The sequence below is a fragment of the Protofrankia sp. Cj3 genome (assembly GCF_917627355.1).
Classification (GTDB): domain Bacteria; phylum Actinomycetota; class Actinomycetes; order Frankiales; family Frankiaceae; genus Protofrankia.
On sequence record NZ_CAKJTR010000077.1, the window covers coordinates 5,359 to 22,806 of the forward strand.

Genomic DNA, 17,448 nt, shown 5'->3' on the forward strand with positions numbered 1-17,448 from the left:
AGCTGAGGGGATGGAACTTGAACCCCGATCTTGCCAGCTACCTGCACAAACGCCAGCCGTGGACGACGTAGGGCCGGCCGCTCGGCCTGAATCATCCGGCTGGCCGCCACCCTACGTCCAGATCCGCTACCACCACGACCAAACAAGGTCGCTTACTCGTCGTCACATCAGGCCTCGAAGATCGGCGGACGGTGACGCCCGAGCCCTGTCCACGAAAACGGAAACAGTCCAGATGGACGACGATCGCGAATTGACACCGATGGCTTCTGCGGGATCATAGTTGATCTATTTAGCCGCACAGCCGAAGCGATGCGGAAAGGGAGTCGAGGTGAAGGGTGACACCGACCACGACGAATCGAGGCGCCAGACCTGGGTCTCGACGTCGGCTGGCTCGCACCTGTTACATCGACGGTCCCGAGACACCACACCGGAACTGCAGCTGCGACGTGAGGTGCATCGGCTCGGTCTGCGATTCCGTGTGCACAAGCGCGTCACTCCGCGGTGCACACCCGACTTCGTCCTGCCCCGCTGGCAACTGGCGGTCTTCGTCGACGGCTGCTTCTGGCACGGCTGCCCGCAGCACGGCATGAAGCGCTTCAAGGGGCCGAACGCTCAGCTCTGGAGAGAGAAGTTCGAAGCGAACCTGGAGCGCGACCGTCGCAACAACGCAAGCCTCGCCGAGGCGGGCTGGCGTGTTGTGCGCGTCTGGGAGTGCGACGTGCACAGCGACGCCACGGGCGCTGCTCGCTTGGTGCGCGACCGCGCCTATGAGGACACGGCGGACAGGACTTCCTCGAACGGTAGCGTTGCCGCGTCCTCGCCCTTCCCGTCTCGCGACGACCGGTAGGCGCACCACGGACGGAGCGGACAGTCCGAGCAGTTCGGGCTGGCGGCCGGGCCGCAGACGGTCAGTCCCAGGTGCCTGATGGCCGCCACGCGCGTCTGCGCGTGTGGCGCCGCCCCAACGAGGCGGGCCAGGTCGATCCGCCCTTCCGTCCGCATGTTGACGTGCAGCGACGTGGTGTCGCGAAAGCGAGACGCGACCCGGACAGTCGGCGTCGACGCAAGGAGCACGTCGTCGCCGGTCAACAACCCGAAGAGTGCGGCCTCTGCGGGCTTCATGCCGACCAACGCGGGGACGTCGCCAGCGACAGCAAGTACGTCGACCAGCGGCTCCAGTCTGCGCAGCGCGCGCTGACCGCCTTCCGAGCCGATGGAACCGATGGCGGCGTCGAGTGTCGACCGGCCCAGGCGAGTCGTCTCCCGCACCGAGTCCATGACCGAGGCCGACCGGTCCGACCTAGAGCGAGCGGACGAAAGGACCGCGGCGACAGCGGCGGGAACTGAACCCATACCGGGTTGTTGCGACCACGGGAGCCCAGCCGCGTACTCGTCGAGGGCGCGGTGAACAGCCAACCAGTCAGGCTCGTTCGTAGCCGTCTCGTCGACGGGAGCATCAGGACGGAGCGCCCACGCGGCGGCCTTCCCCGCCGAGGGCGGCACCGCGTTTCCGATCTGGCGGAACGCGTCACTGCGGTGGCCTGCGAAGCGGAAGCGGTCGGGGAAGGTCTGGACACGAGCTGCCTCACGCACCGTCAGGGTACGGGCCTCGATGGGATGGATGTACCAGTAGCCGTCCTTGGCGATGTGTGCAGTGATCGTTCGGCTCAGCTGCCCGTAGTCGAGGCGCTTGTACTTGTCGTCGAATGTGTGCGTGCTATAGCGACGGAGATGCTCGGGGACGTCCGTGTAAAGCATGTCAGAGGTCATGTACTCGAATATCTCCTGGTCGTCCTCGCGGATCGGCCGAGTCATGTGGTCGTGCACAACGCCCTCGGGCGCGCCGCCTCGCATCGCTGTCACGAAGTCGCCGGGAGAGTCCGGGGAAACGTACGCGGTCTCCCGGGCGCCCGTCCCGCCGGACAGCGTGGGGAGGTCCCGGATAGCGTCGCCAAGATTCACATCGGGGTACTCGTCCAACTTGTTGAACGGGAGTCCGTCGCGCCGCGCTTGGACCAGCAGACGGCGGCGGTGCTGCGGCACGCCATGTTCCCAGGTGTTGATGATGCTGATTTTTGCCGCGTAGCCAGCGGCCTCGAACTTTGCCACGATCTCACGGACGCTCTTGAAGTCGTCGCTGAACGCCATGTCAGGAACGTTCTCCATCAACACAGCTCTCGGCCGTAGGGCAAGAGTGATGTCGACAAACGCGCGCCAAAGGAGTCGTCGCGGGTCGTCAATTTCACGTGACCCGTTGTTGATAAGACTGCGAATCTTACTGGAGCCGGCACGGCTGAACGGTTGACATGGCGGCCCACCGGCTACCAGGTCTATATTGACGTCGGACAGCAACGTGAGGAGCTTTTGATGCTCAGTTTTACTGCTGAGATCCAGAAGCAGGGCTTGGCCGGGGAAGTTGTGAGCGTGTGTCTCAACGGACGAGGGATCGTTGTCGACTGCGGCGACGACAGTCCAGCCGGCTGACTCCAGCCCGAGACTCAGACCCCCGGCGCCGCTGAACAAATCGATGGCGAGCGGCTTTCCCGAAGCTACCTCTGCACGACACCATTCGACAAAGCCGTCGGCTGTCGGAGCATCGGGATGCCGTGGCAGACGCAAACGGTCGCTGCGTTGCAGCTTCACGCCATATTTCACCACGCCGGCTCTCCCTTCTAAACTCGACCTACTCTCACTTCCTTATCAAACCACATCCTCGGTGAGCGGCGCGCAGGAACTGCGTCTATCACGACACCGTCGCTTGCGAAGCACACCATACGGGTCTGACAATTTCAGACGATCAAGATCGAAACGCAACGAGCACGCTTGGCGGGGGAGCCCAGCGCACGCGACGGCGAACATCGTCCCAACAGACTTCCTTCTTGCACCACTCCGTGATGTTCGCTGCGGCGGGAGGGGTCACCAGCGTCTCACGAACGCGCTCGGCCAGCGCGGCCAACTCTGCGAGCAATGCGGACGGTAGGTCCTGGACGCGCCAGAGCGTCTCCAGGTCAAGCGCCTCGCCAAGCGAACTGGCAACGATCGCGGCGGTATAAGCAGTGGTCTGTAAATAGTATCCGCCGGAGCGTGGGGTACGCACAATTCGATCAACGCCGTTGAAGAGCAGGGCTTTCCCGACGAGCCGCCTGAAGTACGTCGCCTGAGGTCGTTCGCGGTTGATTGTCTCGTTCTGCACGGTCCACTGCTGGAAGCACTTCTGCGCTCCCAGACAGACGATGTGCGGACTACCCTGGAACGCGAACTCGAACTGCGCGATTTCCGTCTTCGAAAAGCGCTGCGGTCGTGGGTTCTCCCGATCGAACGCCTTCCGTCGGGCCACCGTTCCGGCGTTGGAACGGTCGACTTCGTACTGGCCGCGCACACGCTCGTAGTACCAGCGAGTCTGGATGGTCGACCCGTGCGCAGCCGGTGCCCAGATGCTCCGTGACAGGGTCTCCAGACCAATGTGGAAGGGGCTGCTGCCCTCGAAATCTGCCAGGTTCACGGCGTTCTGGGAGTTGGCGTATCGCGAGATCGAAGGTACGAGACTGTCGAGCTGTTCAGCCGCGACGATGGTGATTTTTGCCGGCACGTGGATATCCGTCAGATCGGCACCCCTTCCGGCGGCATAATGCAGCGAGGCCGTGGTCTGGCCGCCATTAACTATCTGGAGATCGCGTATCCGGCGGAGAATCGGCTGCCCGTCCGGCCCCGCCCCGATGTCAGCCCCGGTGGCAGTGGCGGAGATGCCGTTGTTGTAGGCGAGAAAGTTGCCCGGCTGGTTCTTGATGGTCTCGAAGATGTTCTTGTTGATTTTTCCTCGAACCTGGAGGAAGGCCCGCACGTTCCGTTGCAGTAGTCGACCGTGGAACTCGTCGTAGAGCTGCGCGAGTAGCGTGCCCGGGACTACCGCGAGGACGCAGCGGTACCCACCGGCCTGGGTCGAGGACTTCACACACGGGACCACATGGCCGCGCTGCACGAGATCGATGACGATCTCCTCCTGCTCACGGCCCGACAGAGCGAGCCGTCCGAGCCGGACGACGTCCCACACATCGATGACAGCGGGCAGGCCGGCCGCCTCGACGCTGGGCATGGACGCCGGTCCAACCACGCCGTCGGTGACGACAACTATGCGTATCCGTTCCACCTCCGACCAGCTCGCGTGAATCCGCTCGGCCATGTCGAACGCGGGACTGGACCTCTCGAGCTGGGTGTGCAGCCCGCGCCGAACGAACTCGGCGAACGCCGTCGCCCGGCGAATCGCTCGATCCACGCGGTCACGCCGCACGCTCTGACCGGCTGCGCCGTACTCAGCGACAACAAGGTTCAGCGCGGTTCCGTCGTGGGCGATGTCATACCCGTTGACTTCGACATGACGGTTCCCGAACACGGTCCTGAGGAAGCAGACGGAGATGTCGTCGAGCGTGCCGTCGCCCGTCAGAAGCTCGGTCGTGACCGCGACGAACGCGTCCCGTCGCATGAGCCCTGATGTGTCGGAGATGCGCTCGACAACAAGCCGGTCTATCTCAGCCTCGTACTCGGATGCGCTTCGCTCAGCCATCGACGCCTCCCTCCGTCACAGCGCGCGAAGCCCGCCGGTACCGAAACACCTCTGTAGATCGCTGTCTGGCAGCCATCGCAAGATCCCTCAGCCGCGCGCGCAGCGACTCGGGCAGCTGTGTGGTTCCCGTCGCCTCGTCCTGCCAGGCTGGCCGCTCTGCCGAGTCGATCTCGATCAGTACACGAGACAGAGCAGTCTCCTTGTCGGCACCAAGGCCCGGCAGCCCGAACCATCCACCGGTCGCGATCAGGCGCCCGTCGCAGCGGACGTAGAACCCCTGCCTGCGCTGCATCTCGACCAGGTCTCCGAGATCGGAACTCTCCTCGACGGAAAGGCGGTCAGGGTGCGGGATCACGTACGGGGTGACCTCCACTCTGTGGCCGTCATGACGGAGGTACTCGGTACCCAGGTCCTGGGTAGCTGGGTTTCCGGTCGCGAACGGATCTCTGGCCACGACCTTCTCGTCCGCGATCTCGATTGTGAGGGTGCCATCAGCGATCACCACGCCGTACACGAGACCTATCGTCGCGCGCAAAGTGCGCGCCGCAACGGCAGCCACAGTGGGAGATACGTCGCCGCCCAGCCAGGTCGGGCGGAGGCCACGCATCTGGACGGCCACGTGAGTGGCGCCGGAAGGTGCTGAGGGCTCCGATTCGGCAGGGATGTCGTCGCCGATCACGCGAAGCCACCAGTGGCCCGTCATCCGCGCGAGTACCAACGACACGTGAGTCGAGCGCCCGGAAGGGGCGCGCGTGCTGATGGTGATCTGATCTGCGACACTGAGCATCAGCTGCGTCAGCCCCACCGCACTCGGAGGGTTCGACGGCGCAGATGCACCAGCCGCCGCCACCGCCGGATGAATGTTCCAGGTGGAAGGCGCCGAACCGTCGACCCGCAGGTCGATCCACCGGACGCGTGCCGTCAGATCGAAATCCAGGGAGACGCGGGTACCGCCCGCACTTACCGCGTAGTCGATGCAGCCGACGACGAGTTCCGCGAGCGCGGTGTGCCCGTGGTCACGCCGCAGCGCGGCCGGAAGCTCTGTCCCCTGGGCCACCGTCTGCCAGCGCCGGTTGCCGGTCGTCGGACTCCACGGGGGTCTGACGGAGTCAACCGCCCTTTGCCGAGCGTCCTTCGCCCGGGGACCTTCCCGGACGGAGCGCGACCGAGTCGCCCTCACTGGCGGTCCACCACCGACCTGGGCCTGTACCTGGGCCTGTGTCTCAGCAGAAGCAAGGAGGCTCCTGAAATTCTGCTTCGCCTTCACCTCGATCTGCCTGATCCGCTCCCGGGTCACTCCGAATTTCGCGCCAACCATCTCCAGGGTCCACGGCTCATCAACCTCGAAGCCGTTTCTCAGTCGCAGGATGCGCGCCTCCCTCGGGTTCATCTGGTCAAGTACATCCGCGACGATTACGGCGCTGAGTTTGCGGTCAATGACGACGGCGGGATCGGAGTCGAAGTCCGCGGCTCCGTCCAGAAGGTCCCCAAGCGTGCTGTCCGCGCCCGGCTCGACAGGGCGGTCGAGCGAGACGATCCCGCGAGCAAGCCTCAGTGCATCTACGACCTGCTTCGAAGTCAACTCAGTTCGGCGGCGCACCTCATTCAGGTCGACCCCGGTCCCGTCAACGGACGCGGCTGCATATGCCGCCTGAACCTTTCGAATCCTCTCGGCCATCTGTACCGGAAGCCGGATCAGCCTCGAGTCGTTGTCGATCGTCCGGCCGATGGACTGACGGATCCACGTACTCGCGTAGGTCGAGAACTTGTGCCCAAGCGACGCGTCGAATTTCTCGATCGCTCGGACCAGTCCGAACACACCGCCCTGCACGAGGTCTTCCATGTCCAGACCAGACACGACGAAAGTCCGTGCGATCGAACGCACCAGACCGATGTTGTGAAGCAACAACAGGTCAAACGCAACCGCACGTTGATCGCTGTTTTCAAGAGTGGACCGGTATCCCTGCGGGACCTCCTCGCTCAGCGATGTGCCGTCGGCCCGTATCAGTATCGCCAGCCCGACCTCCTCATCCGCCGTGAGCACGCGACGACTCGCACGGCCACGATGGCGCTCGCCGTCCACCAGCCGACGAGCAACTTGGACTTGGCGGGCACGGCGCTCGCCCCCACCGGGATGCTCGGGAACGATCCCGGTAAAGATACTTGGATAGTTCGTCCCATCGCAGTCTCTGTCGGACAGCGTCTCCACGGAAGGTGGCAGCATGACTGAGCATCCGCGCACGTCGTCGATGAGCTCCGTCGGCAAGGCATCAACGAACGACGGTGCTCCGCTACCGGAGTACGTGAGCACGAGTTCGGTACGTGCACGCGCGGAAAGAACGTGCAGGTTCATCTGACTCGCGAGGTCGCGGCTCGGATCACTCACGTCCTGCAGCTCGGCCAAGACGACGGAGTCGAACTCGACGCTTCTGGCGCTCTGCCAGACGAGGATCGTTATTCCAGGGCTCCCGAAATCGAGTGATCGTGCGAGGTCGGGCCGTGAGCTCTCGTAGCAGCGCCTCCTGTTCAGGGTCCGCCCGGACAGCGCGTTCTCGAGGCGAGCGACCAGCCCCGCTGCCCGAACAAGAACACCGATCGACCGCGCGGGTCGAAGACGCTCGAAATCCACGAGCCAGTCGACGAAGCTCGAGAACGTCGGCGTCGACAGCAGTACCGGCCGCGGACCGTCCCGTTCCGGCACGACACATCGACCGGATCTTGATCCCGAGTAGAAGCTGTTCGCGAACGCGGCGACCGGTCGCGTCGTTCGGTTGTTCCTGGTGAGCATGAGCGGCTCCGACGTGCCCAGCGCGGACCTGATGTCCGGTGCGGTGGAGCCGTCCTCCCCCATCGGATAGTTCTCGTCCGCGAGCACTGTCGCCGGGATGGAGAGCATCCGGAGCAGAGAATAGAACTCGGCCGGATACCGTTCGCCGTCCAGGATGATCGGTCGACGCGTCCACAGTGTCCGCGGCCTCTCACGCAGGACCTGACCCAGGCAGGAGTCGAAATCGTAACGCCATCTTTCCAGTTCCGGCGGAGATCGGCCGTAGAGTTTCCTCCACAGTGACGGCATGAATTCGTGAAAGGTGACAACCGCGTCTCGACCCAGATACGGCGCGATCGCGCCGACGTAGTGTTTGAGCACTCGTCCGGGAACGACGACCGTGGTGTCTATTTCGGCGGTGTTGTATTCCGCCGCGAACTGCGCCGCGGCACGTGCTTTCTCGGACCCGGGTGGACCAAGCATGAGCACGGATTCCGGCCAGGACCTAGACCCTCCGGGTCTGGTGGATCGATGCGCGCGTGCTGCGCCGGTTGCCAGCTCGGTCACCACGACCCGCCGCTTGGCGCGACCCCCTCCACCGCCACGACCTCGCGGAAGAATCCGTAACCGTCAGCGACCAGGAGGTCCCTGTCGAGCAGTCTGTTGCTTTTTTCGCAGCTGGTCTCCGGGACGAGGGCGCAGGCATGGCAGGCGGCGAGCGACAGGCCCCGCGGCCCCTGGCCCGAAGCAGAACGACACACGGGATCGAACGAGCACCAAGACGCGGAGACGATGGCGGCACTGAGCAGCGGGACGAGCCGTTCGGCCTGCCCGAGTCGGACGAGACCACCTAGCGTGCCCTCGGTGTCACCAGCCGCCGTGTACAGCAGAACGCCGGCCATGGGCAGGACCTCGCCCGGACCTGCCACATACAACCGTTCTCGAAGCGCGGACGTCGAGTAACCGGCATCGAACGCCGTCTGCCGAAGCAGGAGATGCGCGAGCGTGTGCAGCAGAAGGAACCTCGGAGTGGGCGTCGGAAGCCACTTCAGGTCAGAAGCTTGCACCCGCGCGGTGAGCCGCTCCGCTCGCGCCTGAACTTGCGGGAGACACTCCCACGCTCGGACGGCGTCCTCGTCGAATCGGAGGAAGATCCCCTCTCCGTACACTTCCACAGCGGGCAGGAAAGCCGGATCGGGCGCAAGGTTCGCCTTCACGGGCTCTTCAGCGGTGTTCCTCGTGAAGTCCTTCAGCACCCGTACTTCCCGCAGGCGGTCGACGAGCGTCACCGCCGTGATCAGCCGTGCGAGGGACTCCCCGGCCGGATGAGATGCTCCCTTCCGCGCGGGCGTGGGAAAGGGTGTTGCGCGTGCCACGAATCGGTCTCGTGGGTCCGACTCGCGTCTTGGCGAGCAGAGCGCCATCCACTCGTCCAGCCGGAGCTCGTCGACCGACCCGGATCCCACCGGCGCATCGTGCTGCCCACCGACCTCGTCCAGAGCGGCCTCCACCTGGTCCACGGTCAAGGAGTGCTGACCGGCGAGGAGCTCGACGAGCTGCCCGCGGAGCGGGTGGTCCCGGTTCTCAATCAGCGCCCGGAAGAACATGTCGGCGGCCAGCACGACGGCGGGACGATTCAGTTCACGCCAGTCAGAGTCGGGCGGGATGTCGAGCGCTGACACGACGTTCGGGAAGTAGACGTTCGACGCGCCCCGCTGCAGAACCCGCAGGCTCTCGTCGCAGTTCCGCATGGCGTGACTGGATTCCCACGGCTGACGACCGCGGCACTTGCATCCGATCCTGCGAAGGGCGTATTTCTGCGTGATGTCCTCGAGCGAGCGACGCGCGCGACACACGGTGCAGACGACGGACAGCGACTCGAGGCCGCTGCCCCGGTGCGCCTCGCTCTCGAACCTGAGCGGGCCGGATCCACACTGCTTCTGGTTTCGCGAATCGCTGGCCGAGTGAGCCCACCGGTCCCATGGCACGTCCTCGAGGTGACCGTTGCCACACGCCGCGACGAACCGCATCGGAACCAGCTTGGGAGTACCCCTGCAGAAGGCGCATCTCGGTGCGGAACTCGCCTGCTCGTCGGACTTGCCCCAGTTCTTCATGCGCCGGCACTGATGACAGAAGAGCCACCGCGGGAAGCGGAAGTACGGTAGCGTTCCCGTTTTTGAATCGAGCGGTGTCCGCAGATCGGCGATGTTGAGTGCGCTGATCAGTCCGCGTGGAGGGTCGACGGACTTGGTGAGTCCGCGTGGCCAGTTGCTCGCGTCCTCGGCCACGAAGGATTCGCCCTCCAGATCGATGATTGCGCCGACACCGAAGGGGCTGACGATCTGCGCCCGTCGTACCTTGCGCGGGCTCATCGAGTCGCTCCCCGCACCAAGATCGACACCTCGACGTCGACACTTCTCATCGAGTCGAGCGTTCGCCATCCGCTGGTCCGGGTACCGAAGCGACGAAGAAGACCAGCACGTTCCTTGCGATCTCGGTACCGCAGGCCGGCCTCCTCGGCGGCGTTCAGGCGTACGGTCCAGTCGTCCAGCAGCCTCGTGAGGTGGTCACGTACGGCGTCGGCCTCTTCGGGATCGGCGCGTCGCGCCCGTTCGACCAGCGCTTCGACGAGCCTCAGGAAACCGGGGTCGTCCGCCTCGAAGGAGGCGGCATCGGTATCGGCGCTCCAGCCGCGCGCGTGCCGCGCGAGGACGACGAGGTCCGCGTGCAGTGCACGGTCGCGGGCGGGCACCGAGAACGGCGTGACCGACGTGGGCTCGACGGCCCGGTAGAGCATTGAGTGGTACGAGACGAACGACTCGTAGTGAGAACGATCCCGCGGCTTGGAGGGCGAGTAGAGCGTCAGCACGAGGCCAGGCCGATCGGTGCTCCGGCCCACTCGGCTGCTGGCCTGGATGTACTCCGCAGTCGTCTTGGGCTGGCCGAGCACGAGCATGAGGCCGAGCCTGTCGATGTCGACGCCCACCGACATCATGTTGGTGCTGGCCACGAGCGAGATCGCGCCGGGCGCGTCCGGTGGACGGCCGAGTCGATCCAGCACCCGCTCGATCTCGGCAGGGCTGACGTTGCTGGTGAGCTCCACAATCCTGTCGTCACCGAGGTTCCGACGGCGGTCCTCCACCTTCGCGATGATCTTCAGTCTTGCCTCGACGTCGTCCCGTGCCAGGGTGATCGTCTTGCCGAGTTCCCGCAGGCTGTTGTGGTAGGCGACAAGGGTCCAGAATGCGTCGTTTCCCAGCGGGGACAGATCGACGTCGATCGGAGCCTGCAGCAGAGCGGCCGCGACGTGCACGAGGGCTGTCAACGGCGTGTGTCCCTGTGGCATGAAGCCGGCGTAGATCCGGCCCGGTGCGGAGTGGTTGGTGCGAACGAAGTAGGAGTCCGATGCGTCGAGCCCCGATGGAGGGAAGAGCGCGACCTCCCGTCCGAAGACACCGCGCGCCTGTTCGGCGGAATGCCGGATCGTCGCCGTCGAGGCCACAATCTTCGGCCGGCACTTGTTGTGCGCGAGCACAACGTCGAAGGCGGCTTCGTAGAGGCCGACCACCGTTCCCAGTGGGCCTGAAATCAGGTGGAACTCGTCCTGGATGATCAGGGATGGACCTGGCGTCGCACCCGAACCGAAGAAGACCCCCATCTCCTCCTTCCAGGCTGCTTGGGCGAACTTGTCGACCGTTCCGATCAGGAGGGTCGGCGGTCGTTCGTAGAGATCCTCGTCGACCGAGGACACCGGCAGGCCGCTGCGGTGAAACGAACAGCCGGCGTTCAGGCAGTTGACCCGGAACGAGGAGTTGTCGGCGTAGTAGCCCCAGGTGTCCTCGTCGTTGTTGTCTCCTGCGTCGATCCGCGTTCCGCACCAGGGGCATCGCGCGATCTGGAAACTCCTCGCGTCCTGCACGCCGGCACGCAGATCGGACGCGAGTTTTCTTGCGTCCGTGAAACTGTTCGGGCTGTTGTTCCCGCCGGTCCATATCCCGATGCTGATCGGGATCGATCCAAGATCGTCACGTAATCGGCGCCGCAGCACCTCACATGCGCAGATCAGGGTGGAGGCACGCTGGAACTGCTGCGCGGTCAGCAGCCGCAGCGTGTAACGCGTTATCACCGTCGTCCCGGCACCCTCGTCACCGAGCCGAAGTCGGCGGTGGAAGATGGCGAACGCCGCGAGGGCGAGGTAGGCCTCTGTCTTTCCGCCACCGGTCGGGAACCAGATCAGGTCGACCACATCCGTGTCCGTCGTCTCGGTCGCGGTGCCCTCCAGACTGAGCAGGAGGAAGGCGAGCTGGAAGGGCCTCCAACCATCGTTTCGGCCCCGGTAGTCGCTCGGCATCGCGTGAGCGGAACCCACGGGATGGGTCTTACCCGCCAGATCGGTCGAACGGCTGTGCACCATCTGCATCAGCATCGCCTCATTCGCGAGCGCGAACGCACGACGTACCAGGGGGTCGGAATCGATGACCTCGACGCCGCGGCGCATCCGACGACAGGTCTCGTCGATCTTTCTCAGGAGCCGCAGCCTGGCGCTCTCCATGGGCCCCGGGACCTCGCCATCGCGGGCACGCAACTCGGATGCCCACCGCTCGTATGACTCCACAAAGGCATGAAGAGCGGGCACGACCAAGGTCGGCTGGTCCATCACGCTCCTGAGGAAGTCGAGCCGCAGAACGTCGCTGACCCCATCGACGTCGAAGCGGATCCCCGGCACCTTCTTGACCGGCAGGAACGACGTCTCGACAAACTGCGGGGGCGCGCCGTTCTCAGTCCACATGACGGACACGCCGTGCCCTATGCCGTAGGTCGGTACGTTCCTGAAAAGGAGATCGAGTTCCGCTTCCTCCTCGTCGGCGGAGATGCGCGGGCGACTGGGATAGGCGACTATCTCGGTGCCAGCGGGAGCGCACCGCAGGTGAGCCTGGAACAGACAGTCAGGCGTCCGTACTCTCGTCAGTCCTGTGACTTCCCGGCGATTGACGAGGGTCACGGTGACGATGACGTGCCGACCCCGATCATACCAGCGCACGTTCAGCGTCGCGGTGCCTCCGAAGACTCCGACCTCGTCGGAATCAGCGCCAACGTCGGGGCGGGACACGCGCATCTTCTCGTGGTGGGGCCTTCGCCGCCAACGCTTGCCACCTCCGTCAGCGTCCTCGTACTTCGCCGCGCTCACTTCGATGTCAACAGCGGAGGCGGACGACGGCGTCATGAAGCTCATGCCCATGGAGCTCGGCTTGACCTGACTGGCCAAGGCGATGGGATCGTCGTCCCGCTCCTCACCGATGTTGCCCGCCACCTCGTCGACGATCTCGTGTGGGTCGACATCCGGCTCTTCTTCATCGTTTCTGATCGGGAAGAGGATCCCGCTGGTGTACCGGAACTGCGGGACCTCGGACAGCACCTCGCGCTCGCCGCCGACCGGCCCGATGAGCTGCGTTCGGAGGTACTCGAGAAGCATGGCGCGGTCGCCTGTGGCCACAGCTGAACTCGTCAACGTTTGCTCCCAGCAGGTATCGAGTCGGCAGCGGAAGCCACGGTAATGACCCAGAGCCCGACACGGGCGCGGGTCATGCCGACGTAGAGGTTCGCTCGTTCCTGCGAAGCGATCAGTCCGTCCGGCACCTCGAGAAGAACGAAGGGACTTTCGAGTCCCTTGAAGTCGCTGATCCTTGCGAACAGCGTCCGGCTCGGCGGAGCCTTCCGCAGCCGATCGAGATCGAGGACGTCGACCCGGTTGAGCCACCGACGCGGAAGGTGCCCGAACACCGACTCGTCGATGTCCGACGGAGACAGCAGGACGATCTCGTTGGGAGAGACTCCCTCGTCCACCAGCCGGTCCAAATGGTTGGCCACCAGCGACGGGGCTCCCGCCTCGTCGGACCGCGCCAGTTCGACCTCCGGCCCCTTCCCCGCTGTGCTCACACCGACGTCGGCACCCGTTCGTTCCCGAGTCGCACTGATGATCTCGTTGGTGTTACGGCAGTTGTCGTTCAACTCGAAGTCAGCGGGACGATGGGAGCGGAGGCGTGACATGGCCGCGTCGTCGTAGGTCCCGACAAGACCACGCTGGTTGTTGGAGTCGAGGAACATCGCCCACCGGCCGTCATTCAGACCACCCATGAGAACCCGGTCCAACCTGTCGAGATCGCGCAGGTTGATCACATCCTGCGCCTCGTCGACAACCACGACATCGAACAAGTCGTCCTCATTGGGAATTCGGGCCGACGGCCTCGCCACCGCCTCGACCTCGGCGAGCTGGTTCCGCACGAAGCCGGTGAGAATCTCACTTCGGCAGGTGAAGAGGACCCGCCGACCGGCCGCCGCGTGCCGCCGACACATCTCGAGCGCCAGCATCGTCTTGCCGGTTCCAGCGCCGCCTTCGTATAGGATCCGGCTGTTGCGGTTACTGACATCCAGTGCGCGGTACTGCCTTTCTGTCAACGCGACGAACTCCTGCTCCACGGTCTTGGCGACCTGTCGAAGCGTTGGCACGCGGTCGAAGTCGGGCCGCAGGACCGCAAGGTAACGGTTGACATCTTCCGTTGAAAGAACACTGCGACCTCCTGGCTTTGCCTGCCAGTAAGTGGCGACGTCCGCGAGTGCGATATCAAGATCATCTATTCGGTCGCTATCGATGATAGTCTGGGGAGCCCATTCAACGCTGTCGACATCAAAAGTGCAATTCGGAAGGACGACCACCCAGCCGAACACTGTCCGTCGCACGAGCGAGTTGTCAGTCTTTGCTCCGAGGAGACGTTCGAGCGCGAACATCGCCGTCTGGGCTTGACGGAAAGGGCTCTCCCCCAGCCTGTGGTGGAGGCCCCGAATGTCGACGCTCTCCCAGACCCCACGATGTTGGGCAACAGTTCCGCCTTTGACCTCGAGCACCATGATTCCCGCCGGGCCCACCAGGAGAAAATCGATCTCGCCGACGCGCTTCTGTGTGTGTTCGGGCAGGCTGAGGCTATGCAGCGCGAAGGCCCACCGCCCATCGGTGATCGAACGAATCCGCGCGAAGACTTCCAGCTCTGCCCTGCTGGGAGTGCGTGACGGTTCGTCCGGGATCATCCTCATGGCGCTATTATTGCTCTGGGATGGTGAAGGGCTGCAAGGCGCGGTTGCTTCAAGATTGGATGGTCAGTCCGAGGACATCGAGGGGCCGGTGCACCTGCCCTCCGCACGTCCGGTTGGTGTGCTAATCCTGTGATCTCTTGAGGGGCGGTGGGGGAACCGCTGGCGTGGGGAGTGCTGGACCTGGCACGTTCTGGATCCGCGCAGGCCACCACGGCGCTGGGTTACGGGCCCCCGAGCAGCGACAAACAGCTCGGCGTGCTGCCCGTTGTCCGGGACATCCTCGATCGCCTCGACCTGGCCGACACGATCGACCGGCTCTGTCCGATCCGCCGGGACGAGGACCTGACTCACGGCCAAGTCCTCGCCGCGTTGGTCGCCAACAGGGTCACCGAGCCGGCCGCGCTGGTCCGGGTCGAGGACTGGGCTGGCGTGTGGGCGGTCGAGGAGATGCTCGGCGCCCCGGCGCGTCTGCTTAACGAGGACCGGATCGGCCGGGCCCTCGAAGCGCTCGCCGAGCAGGACGAGGCCGTCGTCGGCTCAATCGGCGCGACCGCGATCCGCGAGTTCGGGATCGACATCGCGCAAGTCCACTGGGATATGACGAGCCTGTCGCTCTATGGCCTCTACGAGCATCCCGAGGCCGATGGCGAGTATGCGACCCCGTCGTTCGGGCACCCGAAGGACGGCCGGACCGATCTGCGCCAGGTCCTGTGGGGTGCCAGAAGTCGGCCTGAGCCTGTGGCCTGGGGTGATGCGCCGGCGCGGGGCCGGCTGCATGATGGTCAGCTATGTCCGTACGCCTGCTGTACCTGATCTTCGTGCGGGTCTGTAGCTGGCTCGTTCTACTCGGCCGCTCGTCGGCATCGAAGGACATCGAGTTGCTGGTGTTGCGGCATGAGGTCGCGGTGCTGCGCCGTACCCAGCCCAAGCCCCGGTGGGACTGGGCGGACCGGGCGCTCCTCGCCGCACTGATCCGGCTCCTGCCCGGGGCACTGCGAACGCACCGGCTGGTCACTCCTGGCACCGTCCTGCGGTGGCACCGCCGTCTGATCACACGGACATGGACCCATCCACGGCGGATGGGCCGGCCACCGATCAGCCCGGAGATCGCCACGCTGATCCAGCGGCTCGCGACCGAGAACACGACGTGGGGCTACCAGCGGATCCAGGGCGAGATCCTCAGGCTCGGCCACCGGGTGAGCGCCTCCACGATCCGCCGGGTCCTGAAGACCCTCGGGCTGCCACCGGCGCCCAGGCGGCAGACCGACACGACGTGGCGGCAGTTCCTGCGCACGCAGGCGTCGACGATGCTGGCCGTGGACTTCTTCTACGTGGACTGCGCGGTGACGCTACGGCGTCTGTCCTGCTTCTTCGTCATCGAGGTCGGTTCCCGCACCATCCACGTCCTCGGGGTCACCGCTCACCCGGACGGATCGTGGACCACCCACCAAGCCCGGAACCTCCTCGTGGACCTCGGTGACCGGGCGGTCGACGTCCGGTTCCTGGTCCGTGACCGCGCCGGCCAGTTCACCGCATCCTTCGACGTGGTCCTCGCCGACGCCGGTATCACCACGGTCACGATTCCACCTCGGACTCCGCGGGCGAACGCTTATGCGGAACGGTTCGTCCGCACGGTCCGAACCGAGGTGACCGACCGCATGCTGATCTTCGGTGAGCGGCACCTGCGCGTTGTCCTGGCCGACTACGCGACCCACTACAACGGACGACGGCCCCACCGCGACCGCGACCTTCAACCACCACGGCCCGACCACCCCGTCGCCGACCTGACCAAGGAACGGATCAAGCGTCAGCCCGTCCTCAGCGGCCTGATCAACGAATACGAACGAGCCGCCTAAAAGCCCAGGTCAACGCTGGTAGCCGGGTTCTGGCACCCCACAGCCTGATCGATGGGGGTCCCCAACAGCTGCGCGAGAATCGGCGTTAGTTAAGAAATTAATTTGTTGCGCCCAGATGTGGCCTCGGCGCACCGGCTGCACTCCCGGACTGTGGCCCGCCCGATGTGCCCGTACACGCGGTGACCGCAGCTCCCTGTGAGCTGGCAGCGCCCTTCGGTCGCATACTCGTCCGAGATAGCATGAACGCCGCTGTTCATGCCGAATCCGTGTGAGCAGGGACACGCGCCGTCGCGGGCGACGACGCGGCTGCTACAGGGGGCCACGGGGAGATGCGGGAACGTCAGCTCGCACAGGTGCGAGCCAGGCTGGACCGGTTCCTCCGCGACCAGAATCCGACCACGGTTGTGGACCCGGAGGCGGTCGCCGAGGTTCAGGCGCTGGTCGCGATGGTCCCCGACCCGACCACCGACCTCGAGGTAGCCCTCGCGGCAGGCCAGCTGCACTGGGCACGTTGCCTCGTCCTTGGCGCCGACGACGGCCAGCAGGATCTCGAGGCCGCGCTGGCCTGGTTCGCCTCGGTGTACCAGAGCTACCCCGACGTGGTCCCCGACCGGGTTCGCGCCTATTTCGACCGGGACCGGTCCGCTTTACCCGAGGCGTGGGCAGATCACGCTGTCACGCTGCTGGGTGTGGTGATGCGTACCGATGATCGTGCCGCGCTGAACACCGCGATCGGCTTCCTGCGACAGGCGGTGGAGGCTACCCCCGCCGACCATCCCGACCGCGCCGGACGGCTGTCCAACCTCGGCAACGCCCTGAGCATCTGGTTCGAGCGGACCGGTGAGCGGGCCGACCTCGACGAGGCGATCGCCGCCGGCCGGGCCGCGGTGGAGGCCACCCCCACCGACCACCCCGACCGCGCCGGACGGCTGTCCAACCTCGGCAACGCCCTGGGCAGTCGGTTTGAGCGGACTGGCGAGCGGGCCGACCTCGACGAGGCGATCGCCGCCGGCCGGGCCGCGGTGGAGGCCACCCCCGTCGACCACCCCAACCGCGCCATGTACCTGTCCAACCTCGGCAACGCCCTACGGACCCGGTTCGAGCGGACCGGGGAGCGGGCCGACCTCAACGACGCCATCGCCGCCGGCCAAGCCGCGGTGGAGGCCACCCCCACC

Annotated in this window: 10 protein-coding genes; 4 read left to right on the top strand and 6 right to left on the bottom strand. The window is 65.3% G+C overall.

What is annotated here, in order from left to right; translation table 11 throughout:
- Positions 1-328 precede the first annotated feature (328 nt).
- The gene (locus MJ783_RS12495; RefSeq protein ID WP_239310586.1) at positions 329-847 is read left to right on the top strand and encodes a very short patch repair endonuclease; all 519 of its coding nucleotides are present in this window, start codon (positions 329-331) and stop codon (positions 845-847) included.
- Here the strand turns inward: MJ783_RS12495 and MJ783_RS12500 are convergent.
- The 6 genes from MJ783_RS12500 to MJ783_RS12525 all read right to left on the bottom strand — a co-directional run bounded on the left by MJ783_RS12500 (position 766) and on the right by MJ783_RS12525 (position 14,417).
- Positions 766-2,655 carry a DNA cytosine methyltransferase gene (locus MJ783_RS12500; protein WP_239310587.1) on the bottom strand — a complete coding sequence of 630 codons (1,890 nt, stop codon included), beginning with the start codon at positions 2,653-2,655 and terminating at the stop codon, positions 766-768. The genes MJ783_RS12495 and MJ783_RS12500 overlap by 82 nt on opposite strands.
- 142 nt (positions 2,656-2,797) lie before the next feature.
- Positions 2,798-4,561, bottom strand: a complete 1,764-nt coding sequence (locus tag MJ783_RS12505; RefSeq protein WP_239310588.1) for an AIPR family protein — start codon at positions 4,559-4,561, stop codon at positions 2,798-2,800.
- The gene (locus MJ783_RS12510) at positions 4,554-7,811 is read right to left on the bottom strand and encodes a sigma-70 family RNA polymerase sigma factor (protein WP_239310589.1); all 3,258 of its coding nucleotides are present in this window, start codon (positions 7,809-7,811) and stop codon (positions 4,554-4,556) included. The genes MJ783_RS12505 and MJ783_RS12510 overlap by 8 nt, the downstream gene beginning before the upstream one ends.
- Positions 7,812-7,891: 80 nt before the next feature.
- Positions 7,892-9,700, bottom strand: a complete 1,809-nt coding sequence (gene drmB / locus MJ783_RS12515; protein WP_239310590.1) for a DrmB family protein — start codon at positions 9,698-9,700, stop codon at positions 7,892-7,894.
- Complete coding sequence (locus MJ783_RS12520; protein ID WP_239310591.1) at positions 9,697-12,822, bottom strand: helicase-related protein; 3,126 nt, start codon at positions 12,820-12,822, stop codon at positions 9,697-9,699. Before MJ783_RS12520 ends, drmB begins: the two co-directional genes overlap by 4 nt.
- 11 nt (positions 12,823-12,833) lie before the next feature.
- The gene (locus MJ783_RS12525) at positions 12,834-14,417 is read right to left on the bottom strand and encodes a nuclease-related domain-containing DEAD/DEAH box helicase (RefSeq protein WP_239310592.1); all 1,584 of its coding nucleotides are present in this window, start codon (positions 14,415-14,417) and stop codon (positions 12,834-12,836) included.
- Between the two features lie 147 nt (positions 14,418-14,564).
- Here MJ783_RS12525 and MJ783_RS12530 point away from each other — a divergent pair, with 147 nt between their 5' ends.
- The 3 genes from MJ783_RS12530 to MJ783_RS12540 all read left to right on the top strand — a co-directional run.
- Complete coding sequence (locus MJ783_RS12530) at positions 14,565-15,230, top strand: DUF4277 domain-containing protein (protein ID WP_239310593.1); 666 nt, start codon at positions 14,565-14,567, stop codon at positions 15,228-15,230.
- Positions 15,206-16,273, top strand: a complete 1,068-nt coding sequence (locus MJ783_RS12535) for an integrase core domain-containing protein (RefSeq protein WP_239310594.1) — start codon at positions 15,206-15,208, stop codon at positions 16,271-16,273. Before MJ783_RS12530 ends, MJ783_RS12535 begins: the two co-directional genes overlap by 25 nt.
- Positions 16,274-16,602: 329 nt before the next feature.
- Positions 16,603-17,448, top strand: an 846-nt coding sequence (locus MJ783_RS12540; RefSeq protein WP_239310595.1) for a tetratricopeptide repeat protein, incomplete at its 3' end; no start/stop codon positions are given.